This is a genomic window from Nocardiopsis alkaliphila YIM 80379 (assembly GCF_000341005.1).
GTDB lineage: Bacteria > Actinomycetota > Actinomycetes > Streptosporangiales > Streptosporangiaceae > Nocardiopsis > Nocardiopsis alkaliphila.
Genome location: NZ_ANBD01000044.1, coordinates 73,133 through 88,790, shown reverse-complemented (window position 1 = coordinate 88,790; position 15,658 = coordinate 73,133). Strand labels below are relative to the sequence as shown.

Annotated in this window: 17 protein-coding genes; 10 read left to right on the top strand and 7 right to left on the bottom strand. The window is 67.5% G+C overall.

Annotated features, from left to right (window positions below):
- Window positions 1–34 precede the first annotated feature (34 nt).
- The 5 genes from D472_RS24970 to D472_RS0106800 all read left to right on the top strand — a co-directional run bounded on the left by D472_RS24970 (window position 35) and on the right by D472_RS0106800 (window position 3,372).
- Window positions 35–595 carry a hypothetical protein gene (locus D472_RS24970; RefSeq protein WP_017603751.1) on the top strand — a complete coding sequence of 187 codons (561 nt, stop codon included), beginning with the start codon at window positions 35–37 and terminating at the stop codon, window positions 593–595.
- A gap of 2 nt (window positions 596–597) precedes the next feature.
- Window positions 598–1,497: a nucleotidyl transferase AbiEii/AbiGii toxin family protein gene (locus tag D472_RS27095; RefSeq protein WP_017603750.1), complete on the top strand. Its 900-nt coding sequence runs from the start codon at window positions 598–600 to the stop codon at window positions 1,495–1,497.
- A gap of 238 nt (window positions 1,498–1,735) precedes the next feature.
- On the top strand, window positions 1,736–2,011 hold the full coding sequence (locus D472_RS0106810; protein WP_017603749.1) for a hypothetical protein: 276 nt from the start codon (window positions 1,736–1,738) through the stop codon (window positions 2,009–2,011).
- A gap of 149 nt (window positions 2,012–2,160) precedes the next feature.
- On the top strand, window positions 2,161–2,679 hold the full coding sequence (locus D472_RS0106805; protein WP_017603748.1) for a cupin domain-containing protein: 519 nt from the start codon (window positions 2,161–2,163) through the stop codon (window positions 2,677–2,679).
- Window positions 2,680–2,748: 69 nt separating this feature from the next.
- Entirely contained in the window at window positions 2,749–3,372 is a 624-nt protein-coding gene (locus D472_RS0106800) for a TetR/AcrR family transcriptional regulator (RefSeq protein ID WP_017603747.1), read from the top strand.
- A 51-nt stretch (window positions 3,373–3,423) separates the two neighbouring features.
- Here D472_RS0106800 and D472_RS0106795 read toward each other — a convergent pair whose 3' ends face one another.
- Genes D472_RS0106795 through D472_RS0106785 form a run of 3 tightly spaced genes read right to left on the bottom strand, consistent with a single transcriptional unit; the run spans window position 3,424 to window position 6,395 of the window.
- Window positions 3,424–4,359 (bottom strand): ArsA family ATPase, encoded by a 936-nt coding sequence (locus tag D472_RS0106795; RefSeq protein WP_017603746.1) that lies wholly within the window; start codon window positions 4,357–4,359, stop codon window positions 3,424–3,426.
- On the bottom strand, window positions 4,350–4,631 hold the full coding sequence (locus D472_RS0106790) for a cory-CC-star protein (RefSeq protein ID WP_017603745.1): 282 nt from the start codon (window positions 4,629–4,631) through the stop codon (window positions 4,350–4,352). The genes D472_RS0106795 and D472_RS0106790 overlap by 10 nt, the downstream gene beginning before the upstream one ends.
- 3 nt (window positions 4,632–4,634) lie before the next feature.
- Window positions 4,635–6,395, bottom strand: a complete 1,761-nt coding sequence (locus tag D472_RS0106785; RefSeq protein WP_017603744.1) for a carbon starvation CstA family protein — start codon at window positions 6,393–6,395, stop codon at window positions 4,635–4,637.
- Between the two features lie 144 nt (window positions 6,396–6,539).
- Here D472_RS0106785 and D472_RS0106780 point away from each other — a divergent pair, with 144 nt between their 5' ends.
- Window positions 6,540–7,352, top strand: coding sequence for a hypothetical protein (locus D472_RS0106780; RefSeq protein WP_017603743.1), 813 nt, complete (start codon window positions 6,540–6,542; stop codon window positions 7,350–7,352).
- Window positions 7,353–7,382: 30 nt separating this feature from the next.
- Here the strand turns inward: D472_RS0106780 and D472_RS0106775 are convergent, their stop codons facing one another.
- The 4 genes from D472_RS0106775 to D472_RS0106760 form a co-directional block, all read right to left on the bottom strand.
- Window positions 7,383–8,747, bottom strand: coding sequence for a CoA transferase (locus D472_RS0106775; RefSeq protein WP_017603742.1), 1,365 nt, complete (start codon window positions 8,745–8,747; stop codon window positions 7,383–7,385).
- Between the two features lie 113 nt (window positions 8,748–8,860).
- Window positions 8,861–9,595, bottom strand: a complete 735-nt coding sequence (locus D472_RS0106770; RefSeq protein WP_026117455.1) for a DUF6882 domain-containing protein — start codon at window positions 9,593–9,595, stop codon at window positions 8,861–8,863.
- A gap of 285 nt (window positions 9,596–9,880) precedes the next feature.
- Complete coding sequence (locus D472_RS0106765) at window positions 9,881–10,543, bottom strand: TetR/AcrR family transcriptional regulator (RefSeq protein ID WP_017603740.1); 663 nt, start codon at window positions 10,541–10,543, stop codon at window positions 9,881–9,883.
- A 38-nt stretch (window positions 10,544–10,581) separates the two neighbouring features.
- Window positions 10,582–11,745 carry an acyl-CoA dehydrogenase family protein gene (locus tag D472_RS0106760; protein WP_017603739.1) on the bottom strand — a complete coding sequence of 388 codons (1,164 nt, stop codon included), beginning with the start codon at window positions 11,743–11,745 and terminating at the stop codon, window positions 10,582–10,584.
- Window positions 11,746–11,915: 170 nt separating this feature from the next.
- Between D472_RS0106760 and D472_RS0106755 the strand changes: the two genes are divergently transcribed.
- The 4 genes from D472_RS0106755 to D472_RS0106740 all read left to right on the top strand — a co-directional run bounded on the left by D472_RS0106755 (window position 11,916) and on the right by D472_RS0106740 (window position 15,583).
- On the top strand, window positions 11,916–12,713 hold the full coding sequence (locus D472_RS0106755) for a TIGR03084 family metal-binding protein (RefSeq protein ID WP_017603738.1): 798 nt from the start codon (window positions 11,916–11,918) through the stop codon (window positions 12,711–12,713).
- Window positions 12,714–13,101: 388 nt separating this feature from the next.
- The gene (locus tag D472_RS0106750; protein ID WP_017603737.1) at window positions 13,102–14,361 is read left to right on the top strand and encodes a flavin monoamine oxidase family protein; all 1,260 of its coding nucleotides are present in this window, start codon (window positions 13,102–13,104) and stop codon (window positions 14,359–14,361) included.
- Between the two features lie 122 nt (window positions 14,362–14,483).
- A complete protein-coding gene (gene thiD / locus D472_RS0106745) occupies window positions 14,484–15,278 on the top strand; it encodes a bifunctional hydroxymethylpyrimidine kinase/phosphomethylpyrimidine kinase (RefSeq protein WP_017603736.1) in 795 nt (264 codons plus the stop codon).
- A gap of 110 nt (window positions 15,279–15,388) precedes the next feature.
- The gene (locus D472_RS0106740) at window positions 15,389–15,583 is read left to right on the top strand and encodes a CsbD family protein (RefSeq protein WP_017603735.1); all 195 of its coding nucleotides are present in this window, start codon (window positions 15,389–15,391) and stop codon (window positions 15,581–15,583) included.
- Window positions 15,584–15,658: the final 75 nt, after the last annotated feature.

Below are 15,658 nucleotides of genomic sequence, written 5' to 3'. Positions count from 1 at the left end.
CCCCCCCCCCCGCCACGCCTCGAACACGGCCACCATGGAACGAGTGGCCCACGGCGTCTACCGTCTGAGAGGCGGCCCACCACCGAACCACCTGGAGCTGCGCGCGGCCTGGTTGCAACTCGCCCCCGACACACCAGCCTGGGAACGCACTCCACAAGAAGGTGTCGTGTCGCACCGCTCAGCCGCCGCGCTCTATGGACTCGGACACCTTCCCGCCGACGTCCACGAGTTCACACTGCCCCAACGCAGACAATCCCGACGCCCCGATCTGCGACTCCACCGAGGCCGCCTCTCGGACACCGACTGGACCACCCTTGACGGCCTGCCGTTGACCCGACCGCGGCGCATCGTTTCAGACCTGCTGTCGGCCAAGGAGGACCCAGGCGCCGTAGGGCATATCGCGGCAGACGCCCTACGCGCCGATGACGACGACCCCACATCGGTGGCTCGTGCCCTGTCCTCACACGCGGGACGGTTCGGGCTGCGCCGTGGAGACGGTCCTGCCTTGCTCCGATGGCTCCTCGATCTGACCGCCGCGCCGGAACGCGAACACTGGCTCAGCCGGATCTCCGACACGGAAACCGACACCTCTTAGTCATGACGCTGCCCTACAAGACCCCCACGGCCTTCCGCCGCGCTCTCACCGACCGCCTGCGTTCGCAGGCTCGCCCTAATGGTCCGTGGCCCCTACCCGAGTTGCAGCGCCAATTCGCCTACGATCGCCTGCTCGCCCGGCTCTACCTCGTCGACAACAACTGGATCGTCAAGGGGGCGACCGCGCTCCTGGCCCGTGAACTCGCGGTGCGGCGGACCGTCGACATCGATCTCTACCGGGCTACCAGCCGGGAATCAGCCGAGCGCGACCTACGGGAGGCGGCCTCACAGGACATAGGGGACTGGTTCCGTTTCGAGACAGGACGGACAACGCCCATCTCCGACGGCGCCAACGGCGTACGCATACCCGTCACCGCCCGTTTGGGCGCCACCGTGTGGACGAAGTTCCATGTGGACGTCGTGGCCGAGAACATCCGGATGACCGGGATCGCCGAAGACGTCCCGCCCCTTCCGACCCTTGACCTCCCCGGCTTGGAACGCTCCGGGTACCGCGCCTACCCTCTGGTCGATCACATCGCCGACAAGACCTGCGCCATTCTCGAACGGCACGGCCCGGAGCGACGCCCTTCCACCCGTTTCAAAGACCTGATCGACCTCGTCTCCGTCGTCAGCCGGGCCGCCCTGCCCGCGGACGAGCAACGCAACGCCTTGTACTCAGAGGCCGAGCGCAGGGGTTTGACACTCCCCCGAGAGTTCTCCGTCCCGGACCGTAGTTTGTGGGAGCCCGGCTTCGCAGCGGAAGCGACACGGGCTCTAGCACTGCCGGCCGGCACCTTGGATCAGGCTCTCGCACTCACAGAGCCCTTCCTCGACCCACTGTTGAACCGGACCGCCACGGGGACCTGGAATCCTCACGTGTCCTCGTGGGAACCCTCAGCATAGGAAACCTTGGGGATCCGACGGAGTCGATGTACCACGCTAAAGCCTCTGAACGAAAAGCGACTCGGGGTTCTCCGCTGGGTCGCGGAGGGCCGTCCGCACGGAATGTGTCACGACAACTTCTATCAGCAAGCTTCGGTGTCCTTGGACGCTGAAGCGTTGGTTCCGAGTGGTGTGGCCTGCGTTTTTCGGAGTCGAATTTCTGGATCCTGGGACCACGTGACCCTTAAAGGAGGGCATCGTGGGACGTCGTGGATACCCCGCCGAGTTCCGCCGCAAAGTCTTGGCCCTGGTCCAGGCCGGACGCAGCGTCGCGGACGTGGCACGCGATCAACGCCCGACGCACCAGGGGCGTGGGACGGTCACGACCGGGCGAACCATCACCTCGCCCCGGCTCAACCGGAGCTTCGACACTCGATGGGAGCACAAGGCCTCCACCTGTCTGACCACGCTCGGCACCACCTGTGTCCTCATCTGCCACAAGCGCCCGACCGAGTACGCCGGTGACATCAGATAGACGCTAGAGGAAATCAATACACATGGAGTAACCTCAATCATGAGGCTCGGGTCCGCGACGCATACGACCTCCCTCGGGCTCGGTGCCCGGTGTCGTCATGGGTCGAGCCCACCTCTCCCATTACCGAATCGCCAGGAAAGAGCCGGCCCATGAACGAAACGACAAAGAACCCTCCCGCTGCGACGTCCACACCCGCCGGACGGAGCTTCGTCCTCGGCACGGAGACGCGCACCACCATCCTGACCACGGGGGAGGAATCGGGCGGGCGTTTCGACGTCACGGACTCCACCCAGATCCCAGGCGCACGCACACCCCTTCACCTGCACACGCGTTACGAAGAGCGTCTCTGCGTCCTAGAGGGCACCTTGACCATCTGGCTGGGTGAGGAGACCAGGAAGTTGGGCCCCGGGGACTACGTCACCATCCCCACTCGGGTTCCGCACGCCATCGAGGTGGGTGATGAGGGGGCACGCGCCATCAACATCACCTCCCCACCCGGGTTCGCCGAACTCATCATGCGTGCCGGGACCCCCGAGGACCAGGCCACGGACAGCACCGAACTCGACCTCGACCTCTTCGTCAAGGTGTCCACGGAACTCGGTGACGTCGTGCTCGGGCCTCCCGGAACGGTTCCCGCCGACCTCGCTGAGGACTCGACCGTCGACTAGCGCACGACGCGTGTACGGGGCGGTATTCCTGCCCGGAGCCGCCCCGACACCCGCCACTAGGGTTGAAGCGTGAGTAAGAGCCGTTCCTACCATTCGCCCCGCCGCCGGCAGGAAGCCGCCAACACTCGTCAAGCCATCCTCGACGCGGCCCTACGGCTATTCGCCGACCACGGCTACGATCGGGTCACCGTGGCGGAGATCGCGCGCCGCGCCGAGGTGGCGACCAAGACGGTCTACGCCAGCGTGGGCGGGAAACCGGAGCTCCTGAAGGAGGTCATCTCCACGGCCGTGGGCCGCTCCCACGGACACGAGGCCATGGAGCGCATTCGCGGCTGCGAGGACCCTCGAGGGATCATCGAGCTCGTCGCCCAGGGCACTCGTAGGGACAACGAGCAGAATCGGGACCTCCTGGAGGCCACCCACGCCGCGATGAGCGCGCACCAGGAGGAGGCTCAGGCCTTCTGGGAACGGACCACCACTCTTTATCGGGACTTCCTCGCCGAAACCGCCGTGCGTTTGGACGACCTCCGAGCGCTTCCGCAGAACATGTCTGCGGACGAGGCAGCCGAAATCCTCTGGTTCTGCTTCGGGATCTCCGCTTGGCGGACCGTCGTCCAGGAATTCGGGCTCGGCTGGGACCAGGCCCAGGAATGGCTCCTGCGCCGTGCCGTGGTGCTACTCCAAGGAGAGTGACGGGGCTGTCGCGACCGTTGACGCGCACCGTCCGGCCGGGCCGCTTCGCGCTCAGCCCGAGTGGGGCATGAGTTCGCGTAGGGCGTCCAGGCCGATGGGTTCTTTGGTGGTCAGGGCTTCTTCGATGGTGCCCTGCTCGGCGAACCGCTCGTGGACCTGGGTGAGGAGTCCGGGATCGACGTCGTCGGGGACCTGGTTGACCACGACGGTTCCCAATCGAAAACCCGCCTCCATGAGCTCCCTGGCGGCGCGGTCGGTCTCGGCCAGCACCATACGTCTGGGCACCAGGACCAGCCGGACCTCGGCGTCCTGGCGCAGACGGGTGGCGGCGCGTTCGAGTTTGCGACGACGTGCGTGCAGTTTCTCCAGCAGTGGATCGTCCCCGCTCTCTTGGGAACCGCCCGCCACACCGACGGCGAACCGATCGGCGTCGACGGCGCGTTCACGTTGTCGTGCCAGCCCTTGGACCCAGGGGGTGAGCAGTTCGGGCAGGTGGAGCAGGCGCAGCAAGTGGCCGGTGGGCGCGCTGTCCACCACCAGACGGTCCCAGTGCTCGGGCACCTCCTCCATGGTGTCCATCAAAAGGTCCGCCAGGGCCGACTCGGCCATGCCGGGGCCGGCCGCCGCGTGTTCGAGGTGGCGGGAGACCGCGGGCAGGATCTCCCGAGGCAACGCTTGGGCGGCGTCGTCACCGATCCGCCGCACTCGACGACGTAGGGCGGCGTCGGCGTCGGGTTCGCGCGCCCACAGTCGCTCGGTGACCTGTACGGGCTTGTCGCCCAAGGGCATGGCGAGAGCGTCGCCGAGCGAGTGCGCCGGATCGGTGGAGATCAACAGCGTGCGTAGACCTTGGTCGGCGAAGCGGAGCGCGTGTGCGGCGGCCATGGTGGTCTTGCCGACCCCGCCCTTGCCACCGAAGAAGACGATGGCGGCGTCCCCGAGGGGAATCGTGTCCTTTCGCCGTCCTCTACCGAACCTCAACAGCACACCCCCGGCCCGCCCAGGTCGTCACGCCCCATCCGTTGATGCCATTCGTGCAGGTCGGCCACCATGTAGGGGATCAGGTCGAGGGTCTCATAGGAGACGGGGCCCTCCACTCCCAGTGTCTGTAGGAGCAGAAGGGCCCGCAGGGTGTCCTGCTGGGTGCGCGCCTCCCGGCGTATCTCTTGCCGCCACTTGGAGGCGAAGACCTCCTCATGGAAGGCCTCCAGCCGTTTCCAGGCCTCACGTACGCGGGAGAGCGCACCCGGCGGGGTCACGTCCTACTTCTCCTTCGGGTCGGTGACTTCGGTGCCGGCCTCGCTCTCGGCCTCCTCGGCCACCGGCGAGTTCCGCACGGCCCAGGCCTTGCGCAGGGCGATGGCGGCCTCGACGATCAGCCAGATGGCCAGGGCGAAGATGACGAAGTCGAGTGGTGCGAGCAGGAACCGGTCGATGAGATCGTCCGAGCGCACGAACGCGATCAGGTTGACGATCAGCGCCCAGGAGGTCATGAACAGCAGGAAGACCAGCGGAACGAGGATCGCCAGCGGGTTGCGCCTGCGCTTGGTCACCCACACGGCGATGACGGCGAGTGCCAGCCCCGCGGTGAGCTGGTTGGTGGTGCCGAACAGTTGCCACAGGGTACCGAAGGCGAAGTCGCCCGGGATGAGCGCCAGAGCCAGCGGCACGAGCGTGGCGATCAGTGTCGCCACGGTGAGGTTGCGGGCCAGGAAACGGAAGCGGACGATCTCGGCGATCTCTTGAACGATGTAGCGCTGCAAGCGCACACCGGTGTCCATGGTGGTGGCGGCGAAGCTGACCACTACGACGACGGCGAAGATGACGCCGATCTCCAGCGGGACGCCGAGGTTGTTCGCGAACTGTCCGACGCCCTCGACGAAGTTACCGGTGGCGCCGGCCGAAGCCGAACCGAAGTCGCCGTACAGACCCCGCCAGTCGGCCAGGGGTGAGGTGGATGCGGCGACCACTCCGGCGGTGCAGGCGAGGATGGAGCAGACCGCCAGCGTGCCCTCACCGGTGGCGCCCAGGTAACCGACCAGTCTGGTGTCGGTCTCCTTGTCGATCTGCTTGGCCGTGGTTCCGGAGGAGACCAGGCTGTGGAAACCGGAGATCGCGCCACAGGCGATGGTGATGAACAACAGCGGGAACCAGGGCGGGGAGTCCGCGGGAACGTCGCTGTTGATCATCGGAGCGACGATGGTGTCCCAGCCGACGATCACACCGAGGAAGATGACGACGAAGGCCAACAGCATCTGGTGCAGATTGATGTAGTCACGCGGCTGCAACAGCATCCAGACCGGGATGCGGGAGGCGATGAAGGCGTAGACGAACAGCAGGATGATCCACAGCGTGTTGGGGGTCGTCCCCACGGCTTCGGCCAGGCCGCTGATGTCGATCGGGAACATCACGCCGAGCGGGATGCACACGTAGATCAGCGCGAGCGCGATGATCGAGGGCACCAGGGCGGCGGTACGGCGCTTGTAGACGATCTGGCCGACCGCGACGGCGAGGGGGATCGTCACCAGTACCGGCAGGATCGCGGCGGGGTAGTTCACGAACAGGTTCGAGATGACCACCGCGAACACCGCGTTGACCATGGTCAGCAGGAAGAAGATGATCACCAGGAACAGCGTCCGTGAACGTCTGCTGATGACCTCTCCGGCCAGGGTTCCGATACTGCGCGCCTTGTGGCGCACCGACACCACGATGGCGCCGAAGTCGTGCACACCGGCGGCGAAGACGGTGCCGAGGAGGATCCAGGCGAGTGCGGGGCCCCACCCCCAGAACACCGCGACGGCGGGTCCGACGATGGGGGCGGCGCCCGCCACCGAGATGAAGTGGTGGCTGAAGACGATGTGACGGTTGGTCGGTACGAAGTCGACGCCGTCCTTGTAGGTGTGCGCCGGGGTGACGAACCCCGGTTCCAACGCGTACACCTTCTCTGCGAGGTAGCGCGAATAGTAGCGGTAACCGAGTGCGAACACCGCCACGGACGCGAGTAGGACGAGGGCTGCGGGCATGGCCGTGGCCTACCTTCCGCATTCTGGGCCCGAAGCGGCGTGATCGTGGCCCCGGCCCTTCGCCCGGTGATCACGCCTACTCGGATCATGGGTTAGGGTCACCAGAAATTAACATGCGACATTCGTCACTTATAAGGTCTGACCTTGACTGATCTGATCACGGTTTGGCAGCGATCCACCGTCGCGGAACTCAGTTGGCTCTCCCCCTCCGGCCCCACGGGCATCCCGGTGGTTCCGCTGATGTTGCGTGACCGCCCCTGTGTCGCCCTGCCCTATTCACTGGCCCATGTCGCCCTGACCCTCCAGGGCCGGTGGGCGGTGTTCAGCGTCACCGCTCAGGACGCCGGTGGGCACGTCGGATCGGCCGGCGGCGGGCCCGTCGAGGTCATGGAGGACCTGGAGGGGGACGAGTTCGTGCGCTCCCTGGTGGAGCAGGAAGCACTCAAGCATCCACCCACCCGGCTTCGAGCGGACAGCCTCATCGCTCGGCGGGAGAATTGGTGGTGGATACCCAGGGTGATCGTGTCGCTCACCTCGCTGGAAAGGACGTACGAACCACATCCGCGCACGCGCGCCTCGGACGCCGTCCTGGTCCGCGACCGTTCCGGCCGGCCAGAGGTCGACGTGGTCACGGCCGACCAGTGGTCGGACCGATCGGGTTCCGGTATCGATCTGTGGGCACGGAGCGGAAGGCTCCTCCAGGGGACCGATGAATCGGTCTTCGCCTTTTCCCACCAGTACAGTCCGGACTTCGAGCGGTGGGAACGCTGGTCCCGTTCGGGTCGGCTCAGTGGGGAGGCCCTCCTGGTCGAGGAGGCCGAGGGAGCTCCGGTGGGGGGAGCCCCCTCCGGCCCGTTGCCGCCCTATGGTCTCTTGGAACGCTACGGCAACCACCGCTCCCTGGCCCGCGCCTGCCGTCGTGGTATCTCCGAAGGTCGGGCCCGTGCTTCTTCCTGACCTTCAGAGCAGACCGTCGGCCCATCCGTCTCAGAGCCAGACGGCGGGATCGGTGCCCCACCGGGTGGCGGTGTAGCGCCAATCCTCGGGACCGCCCTCGTAACGCACCGGAGACAGCGCGTACCGCAGCCGTCCGTAGGCGGACCGCGCTTGGGTCAACCACTCTTGCGCGTCATGGGTCCCCTCCCCCGCAGGCACCGGGGCCATGTCGTGCATCAGCCAGGACGCGGTACCCGCCAGGGAGAACCGCAGGTGGCGACCACGGCCGTCCACCTGACGCTCGGTGAGCGCGCGCAGCACTCCGGCGGCCATCAGGTACCCCGTGCCGTGGTCCAGGGCTTGCGCGGGCAGTGCGCCCGGACGTTCGTCCTCCCCCGCCTCGATCGCGGCGATGCCGGTGGCCGCCTGCACCAGGCTGTCGAAACCCCGACGCTGGGACCAGGGGCCCGACCAGCCCCAAGCGCACAGTTGCGCGACCACGAGCCCGGGGCGTTTGGTGAGCAACTGCGTCGCGCTCAGTCCCAAGCGGTCCAGGGAGCCGGGCCGGTAACCGGTGATCACCACGTCCGCCCCGTCCAGCAGGCTCTCCAGGAGCCGCCGCTCCTCCAGCATCTCCAGGTTCAACAGGGTCGAGCGCTTGCCCTGACCGGTATCGAGGTGGCTGTCCGGATCCTCCGGCATCTCGGGCGAGTCGACGCGCAGCACGTCCGCGCCCAGGAAAGCCAGGGTCCTGGTCGCGACCGGGCCGGCGATGACCCTGGTCAGATCCAGGACGCGGATTCCGGTGGCGGGTAGCGGGGCGGCGTCCAACCGGCGCCGGCCGGCCTCACCGCCGGCCGTGACCTCGGCCAAGGGCGGGGCCTGGCTCTTGGGTCCGTCTCGGTCGGGTGCCGGTGCCACGGCCACGGCCAGTCCGCCCGCCTCGTACACCCGTTCCTGGATCTGGGTGGCGGGAAGTTCGGCCAGCACCGCGGCGAGCGTTTCGGGAGAGGCGTCGGCCTCGATCCCGAGCGCGTCGAGCAGGCGTTCACGGTGATGGGAGTAGTTGGCGTGGGTGCGTACCCAACCGTCGGCGGCCCGCCAGAATCCTGACAGTGGGGCGAAGGGGGTGGGCTTTCGACCATCGACACGCAGGTGGCGTTCACTGATGAAGGCGGTGGCCACCGCTCCTTCGTCCACCCGGACCCGTGGCGCGGGCCCACCGTTGCGAGCGGCCAAGAGTTCGGCCGCGGCCAGGGAACAGGCGGCGACCGTCGCCCTGGCCAGTTCACGTACCGGCAGGACCGAGGGCAGCACCTCCCCCGCCGTACGGAAGGAGACGTCCGTGACGGATTCGGGCCTTCCTCCGAGCGCGGTCCAGGCTTGCAGGGTCGCTTCATCCATGTCGAGGGGCATATCACCATTGTGACCGAACACCGAAATCCTCGAAGGAGGAAGGGGTCCGTGAACACCACTTCTCGGAAGGGATCCTCGGCGACGGAGCAGGGCTCGCGAATTCGCATGCCTTTCTAGATCCCCCCGTGCTCCGGATTCGACAGACCGCCCTCCATCCGAATGACCCGGTCGGCCTCGTCGAACTCCACTTCCAGGTCGATACCGGGGGCGCTGAGTGCGAGCGTTCGACGGTCCGCGTCCGTGAACCGAGGGGAGAGGCCACGCAATCTGGCGTAGGTGTACACGGCGCGCTTGGGGTCGAACAAACGCAGCCCCGCCACCCCCTCTTGGAGGATGCGCATGACCCTCGTGGAGGTGGCCGCCGGAAGCCGCAGGTCGGGGTGCTCGATGATGAAGGAGACCCGAGTGCCGCCGCCCGCGTCACCGTTGTAGGAGAACCAGCGACCGGTGAGCAGCTTGGCCGCTTCGGTCATCGGGTGCAGCGCCAGGTGCGCCTCCTCCGGTGCCCCCGGCAGCGAACCGAAGGGCACCTCGGCCTGGCCCAGTTCGGGGATGTCGTTCTCCCGCCCGAAATCGCGCACCGCCGCGCCGAGCGCGGTCAGATCCTCATGGAACCCGGACGGGTTGGCCCAACCCCACATCCAGGACTTGGGACCGGGAGCCGCACTGCCCAACAGGTGAAACCGCTCGCAGACCAGGGGCCGCTCACCGGTGAACTCGAACCGGGGCGCTTGGAGGTCGACGTGCCAGGCGTGGTCTCCGAGGAACTCCTCCAAGTGGAGCTGGTGTTCCAAGGAGAGCAGGGCCGCGTCGTCGAGCATGTCCGAAAGGGTGTGCTTCTTGCTCATGCGGCGATGCTATTGCCCGATTCGGACATCCCTGAGTGTCGGATGCCCTACTCCGTTCCGGGGCGAAGAACTCAAGGTACGGGAAGGGATCGGCCGAACATCGGTGGGTATCGGGTACCGAGCCCGCCGGCCAGAACGCGGTGCCGTCGAGCCACTGCCACAGGGCCAGGTCGTCACGGAGCAGGACCGCGATCTCGGTGTCCAAGCCTGCGGATGTGTCCGTGACCTCCGCGCCACGATCCTCGCCCGGTGTCGGCCCGTGGGTCTTGTACGTTCTTCGCCCTTTCACACTCCGCTCCGTGGGCAGTCCAGCCCGATGCCTCGTGCCCACAGCCGGGTGGCGGTCTCCACCACCACCTCGTGATCGTGTTCCTCCCCGTACAGGAAGAGCATGCGAGCGGTGTGTTCCACCATGCCGCCCAACATGCTCGCCGTGACCGGCACGTCGATGTCCGCCGAGGCCAGCCCTTCTTCCTGAAGCCTGCGGGTGCCCGCGACGATCCGTTCGACGAACAGGCCGCGGATCTGTAGGAAGAGGGAGCGAAAGTGCGGATGCCGGGGCGAGACCTGCTCGATGACCTGCATGATCCTCGCGTTGTCCCGGTAGGCCGACAGGAACCGTTCGGTGGCGTGCCGGATGCGATCGACCGGGGTGGTGTCGGGCGGCGCGGCGGATCGAGCGGCGTCGAACATCTCCCCGGCCACCCCCTTGGCCACCTCGTGGAAGACCGTCTCCTTGGAGTCGAAGTAGGTGTAGAAGCTCCCGTAGGCGACTCCGGCGCGCCCGGTGATCTGGGCGATCCTGGTGTCCTCGAAGCCCTGTTCCTCGAAGACCTCGCGGGCCGCCTGGATGAGGGCCCCGCGCTTACGTCGGCCGCGTTCCGTGGGTGGCCGCCCGCCCGGTGTTCGTCTACCCGGCGTCCGTCCGCCCGGTGCCTGTCCGTCCACTCTCGCCCTCCTCCTCTCGGTTCTGTCACTCGGATCGGTCAGCGAAGGGGGAGGAACTTCGAGACGACCTCGTTCATGATCTCGTAGGTTCCGCCACCGATGCTGTAGACCCGAGCGTCCCGGTAGTGCCGCTCCACCTCGGTGCCGCGCATGAACCCCATCCCGCCGTGCAATTGAACGGCGTTGTCGACCACGTAGTCCAAGGCCTCGGTGGCGGTGTTCTTGGCCATGGCCACCTCTGCGATGAGGGACTCGCCGGCCTGGAGGCGTTCGGCGATCCGACGCACGTAGGAGGTGGCGACCTCCGTACGGCGGTGCATCTCCACGAGTCGGTGCCGGAGGACCTGGCGGCGGGCCAGGGTTCCGCCGAAGGCCTCACGTTCCCGCACCCACTCGATGGACAGGTCCACGCAGCGTCGGGCCATGGCACAGGCCTGGACGGACATGCCGATTCGCTCGCTCGCGAACTGGTCCATGATCTGGTAAAAGCCCTTATTCTCCTCGCCCACCAGGCGGGACGCGGGGACCCGGACGTCGACCAGGGACAGTTCCGCGGTGTCGGAGGAGTGCCAGCCCATCTTGTCGAGTTTGCGGGTGGCGGTGAATCCGGGGGTGCCGCGCTCCACCACGAACATCGAGATGCCTTCGTGACCGGTGTCGGCGGTACGGGCCGCCACGGTCACGAAGTCGGCACGGTACCCGGAGGTGATGAAGGTCTTCGCACCGTTGAGCACCCACTCGTCACCGTCGCGGACGGCCCGGGTCCGTAGGTGGGCCACATCGGAACCGGCGTCGGGTTCGGTGATGCCCAGGGCACAGACCAGCTCACCCGCCAGGGTGGGACGGATGAAGTCGCGGACCAGCTCTTCGCGGCCATCGGCGATCAGGGCGGGCAGCGCGATCCCGTGGGTCAGTAGGGAGGCCAGGACTCCGGTGGGCACACCGGACAGGATCGCCTCCTCCGAGACGATGAGCTGGTCGATGACCTGGCCCTCGCCTCCCACGGCCTCCGGCATGGCGAGGCCGAGCAGGCCGAGTCGGCCGGCGGCTCGGTGCAGGTCGCGGGGCAGTTCGCCCTCCTCCTCCCACCGTTCCACGTGGGGGAGGACCTCCTTGGCCACGAAGGCGCGGACCGTTTCCCGAAGGACCGCCCGCTCCGGGGTGTTCCAAGGGTCGATCCTGGGGGTCTCGGTCGCGGTCATCGACGCACTCTCGCATCCGTTTCGGGGGTGGTTCCGCTTGGGCGAGACTTCGGGCTCCCTCGGGGTTCACCCCGCACCCTCGGGAGATCCAGCTCACATTTTGTTATGATGCACAGAATATGACAAGTCAGTCAACTCTGTTGGCCGACCACCCCCCGTGAGGAGACCCAGTGGTCGACACACACGCCCTCATCGAGGATCTGCGCGCGGAACAGGAGGAACTCGCCGCCCTCCTGGGCGAGATCCATCTCGACGATTGGTCACGACAGACCCCCGCCCCCGGTTGGACCATCACCGACCAGGTGGCCCACCTGGCCTACTTCGATCAGGCCGCGCTGACCGCCATCACCGATGAGGAGGGTTTCGGCCGGATCCTCTCCGAGGCCATAGCCGACCCAGAGAGGTTCGTCGACATCGCCGCGGCCCCCCTGGTCGCCCTCTCCCCCGCCGACCTGCTCGCGAAGTGGCGAAAGACCTCCGCGGAGCTGCGCGAGGCCATGGCCACCGCCCCGGCCGGGATCCGTGTGCCCTGGTTCGGACCACCGATGAGCGTGGCCTCCAAGGCCACCGCACGGTTGATGGAGACATGGGCGCACGGCCAAGACGTCCTCGACGCCCTCGACGTGGTGCGCCGGCCCAGTGCCCGACTTCGACACATCGCGCACCTGGCCCTACGGGTGCGCCCCTACAGCTACTTCGCGCGGGGCTTGGAGGCTCCACGGACCCCGGTGCGGTTGGAGCTCACCGCGCCGGACGGCGGAACCTGGCGGATGGGCCCGGAGGAGGCCGAAGAGGTGGTGACCGGCCACGCACTCGAATTCTGCCTCGTACTGACCCGTCGACGCCACGTGGATGACACCTCCCTCGACGCACGGGGCGAGGCGGCCCGGGAATGGCTCCGGATCGGCCAGACCTACGCGGGCGGCCCCGGCGAGGGACGGCGGCCGGGCCAGTTCGCGAAAAGTTGACCACCCAGTCATGTGGGGCCGCCTCGCCTCGGCGGTGGCCTGGGCGGCCACCGCCCCGCGCGGTACCTCAGGGAGGAGAGGGGTCCACCCTCTCCGTCCTCGGTGCGGAGGAAGACCTTCTGGGCCCACTCATCGACCTCGCCCCGGCCTCGACCAGGCGAGGTCGACCGCCCACCGCGGACTCGAGCCGCGACCGGCACGGCTCCTCACCGAAGGGCTCGGTGGTGTCCGAGACCAAGCGTCCGGATAATGCGAAGGTGGCGTCCCACCGAGGGGCGCACCCTCCAAAGGCGCGGGAGACGGTGTGAGCGCAGACGCTCGGCGGGCACACGAGTGCCCCGCCAAACCACTCAGCCGCAGATCCCTCCTGTTGGGAGGGGGAGCACTCTTGGGCGGCACGGCCGTATTGGGCGGCGTGGGAACCCTGCGCCGAGAGCGCTGGGACGTGGTCGTGGTCGGCGCCGGGGTGACCGGTCTGTCCGCCGCGCGCAACCTCACCGACCACGGCCTGTCGGTCCTGGTCCTGGAGGCCCGGGACCGAATCGGTGGCCAGTTGTACACCGATCACGGGTTCACCTCGGTCCCGGTGGAACTGGGCGCGGGGCTGATCCACGGCCGGGAGGCCTACACGTGGGAACTGGTGGAAGAGGCCGGGGCCGAGACCGTGCGCGTGCGTCATGGGAACGAAACCCCCCGACCTTTGGAAACCCTCCGAGCCCCGCGCGAGGACGAGGACGCCGCCGCCTATCTGCGCCGGATGGGGGTCCTCGAGGAGCACTGGCCTCCGGTTTCCATCGACAATGAGCCGCTGCACCGGTGGAGCGCGTCGTGGATGAGCGAGTACGGCCTCTTCGACTGGTGGTCCTCACCTCGGGAGAACTTCCGGGTGGTGGGCGGTTACGACCGAATCCTGTCACCGCTCGCCCACGACCTGGACGTTCGGCTCTCGCACGCGGTCCGTCGGGTGCGCTGGTCGGGTCGCGGCGTGGTGTTGTCCGCGCACGGCCCCGACGGGGCCGTCGAGGTAGGGGCCGACCACTGTGTGGTCGCGCTGCCGCTCGGGGTGCTCAAGGCCGGTGACGTGGTCTTCGATCCCGAACTCCCGGCCGGGCACCGTGAGGCGATCGAGGTGCTGGACCGCACCGACGCCCTCAAGTTGGTCTACGAGTTCGACCGGCGGGTCTTCCCCGAAACGGAGGACGTGCTGGGGTGGGACGAGGACGCCGGGTTCGTCTTCTGGTGCCTGTCCCGGCAGACCCCGGAGGTGGTGGTGGCCTGGGCGGCCGGGGAGAACGCCCGGCGTCTACTGGGCATGGAGGTGACCGAACGGTTCGCCACCGGGCTCGCGGCCCTGGTCGAGGCCTTGGGGGAGGAGGTGCCCGAGCCCGTCGCTCGAACCACGCACGACTGGACGGCCGACGAGTTCAGCAAGGGCGCCTACCTGTTCGTTCCTCCGGGCGCGCACGACGCTCCGGGTTCCCTGGCCCTCCCCTTGGAGGGGGTGCTGTACTTCGCGGGGGAGCCGACCACCGGGGAGAACACCGTCGAAGGTGCCTACGCCGACGGCTACGACACCACCGACGTGCTCTTGGCCCAAAGGGCGACACGGCGGCGGGAGAACGCCACCTACACTTTGCGGGGGTGGTGACCTAGAGGTTTCACCTGATATGCCGCAAATGATCAGTTGTGATGCAATATCTAGTGGGTTCGTGACTCGCCAGGGCCCGACACCGCGCAACAGCACAACGAGCAGAGGAAGGTTGGTGTCCCATGACCGACCGCGCGTACGTGATCGCAGGGTCGGAGGCCACCGGCGGCGCCGGAATCCAGGCCGACCTCAAGGCCTTCCAGGAATTGGACGTCTACGGCGTCGGAACGATCACCTGCATCGTCTCCTTCGACCCGAAGAACGACTGGAACCACCGTTTCGTCCCGGTCGACCCCGGTGTCATCGCCGACCAGATCGAGGCCGCCACGTCCTGCCACGACTTGGACGTCGTCAAGATCGGCATGCTCGGCACCCCCGACACCATCGACGTCGTTTCCCAGGCCCTTCAGCGCCAGTCCTGGCGACACGTGGTCCTCGACCCGGTCCTGATCTGCAAGGGCCAAGAGCCCGGGGCCGCCCTCGACACCGACAAGGCACTGACCGCACAGATCCTGCCGCTGGCCACGGTCATCACTCCCAACCACTTCGAGGCTCGCACCCTGGCCGGGATGGAGAGCCTGGAGACCGTCGAGGACCTCATCGAGGCGGCTCGCCGCATCCATGAACTGGGGCCCCGGCACGTGGTCGTCAAGGGAGGGACCGAACTGCCCGGCCCCGACGCCGTGGACGTTCACTTCGACGGTGAGGAGGTCACCGTACTGAGCGCCCCGAAGATCGGTCAGGAGCGTGTGAGCGGCGCGGGTTGCACCTTCGCGGCCGCGATCACCGCCGAACTGGCCAAGGGCGCCACGGTCGGCGACGCCGTTCGCACCGCCAAGACGATGGTCCGTGGTGGCATCGAACGGCGTCTGTCCAGCCACGCTCCCTTCGACTCCGTGGTGCCGATCACCCCCTGAGATCCTTCGAGTGGCTTCCGTCACTTTCGGCATATTCTTGGCGTTTCTTGAGATTAGGCCCCGACCGAATCGGACAGGGCTGTAGGTGGAACCGATCGAAGGAGGCCACCGTGTCCGAGAGTGACAAGGCCGGAAACAAGTTCGACGAGTTCAAGGGCAAGGCCAAGGAAGGCGCCGGCAAGGCCACTGACAACGAGCAGTGGAAGGCCGAGGGCAAGGCCGAGCAGAGCAAGTCCAAGCTCAAGCAGGCCGGCGACAAGATCAAGGACGCCCTGACGCCGGACAACGAGCCCGGACCCCGGTAGTCCGGCCACGAACATCGAGGGGAGGCCCCGTCAACGGAGGCCTCCCCTTCGTGTGTCCGGCACCGACTCGAGGAA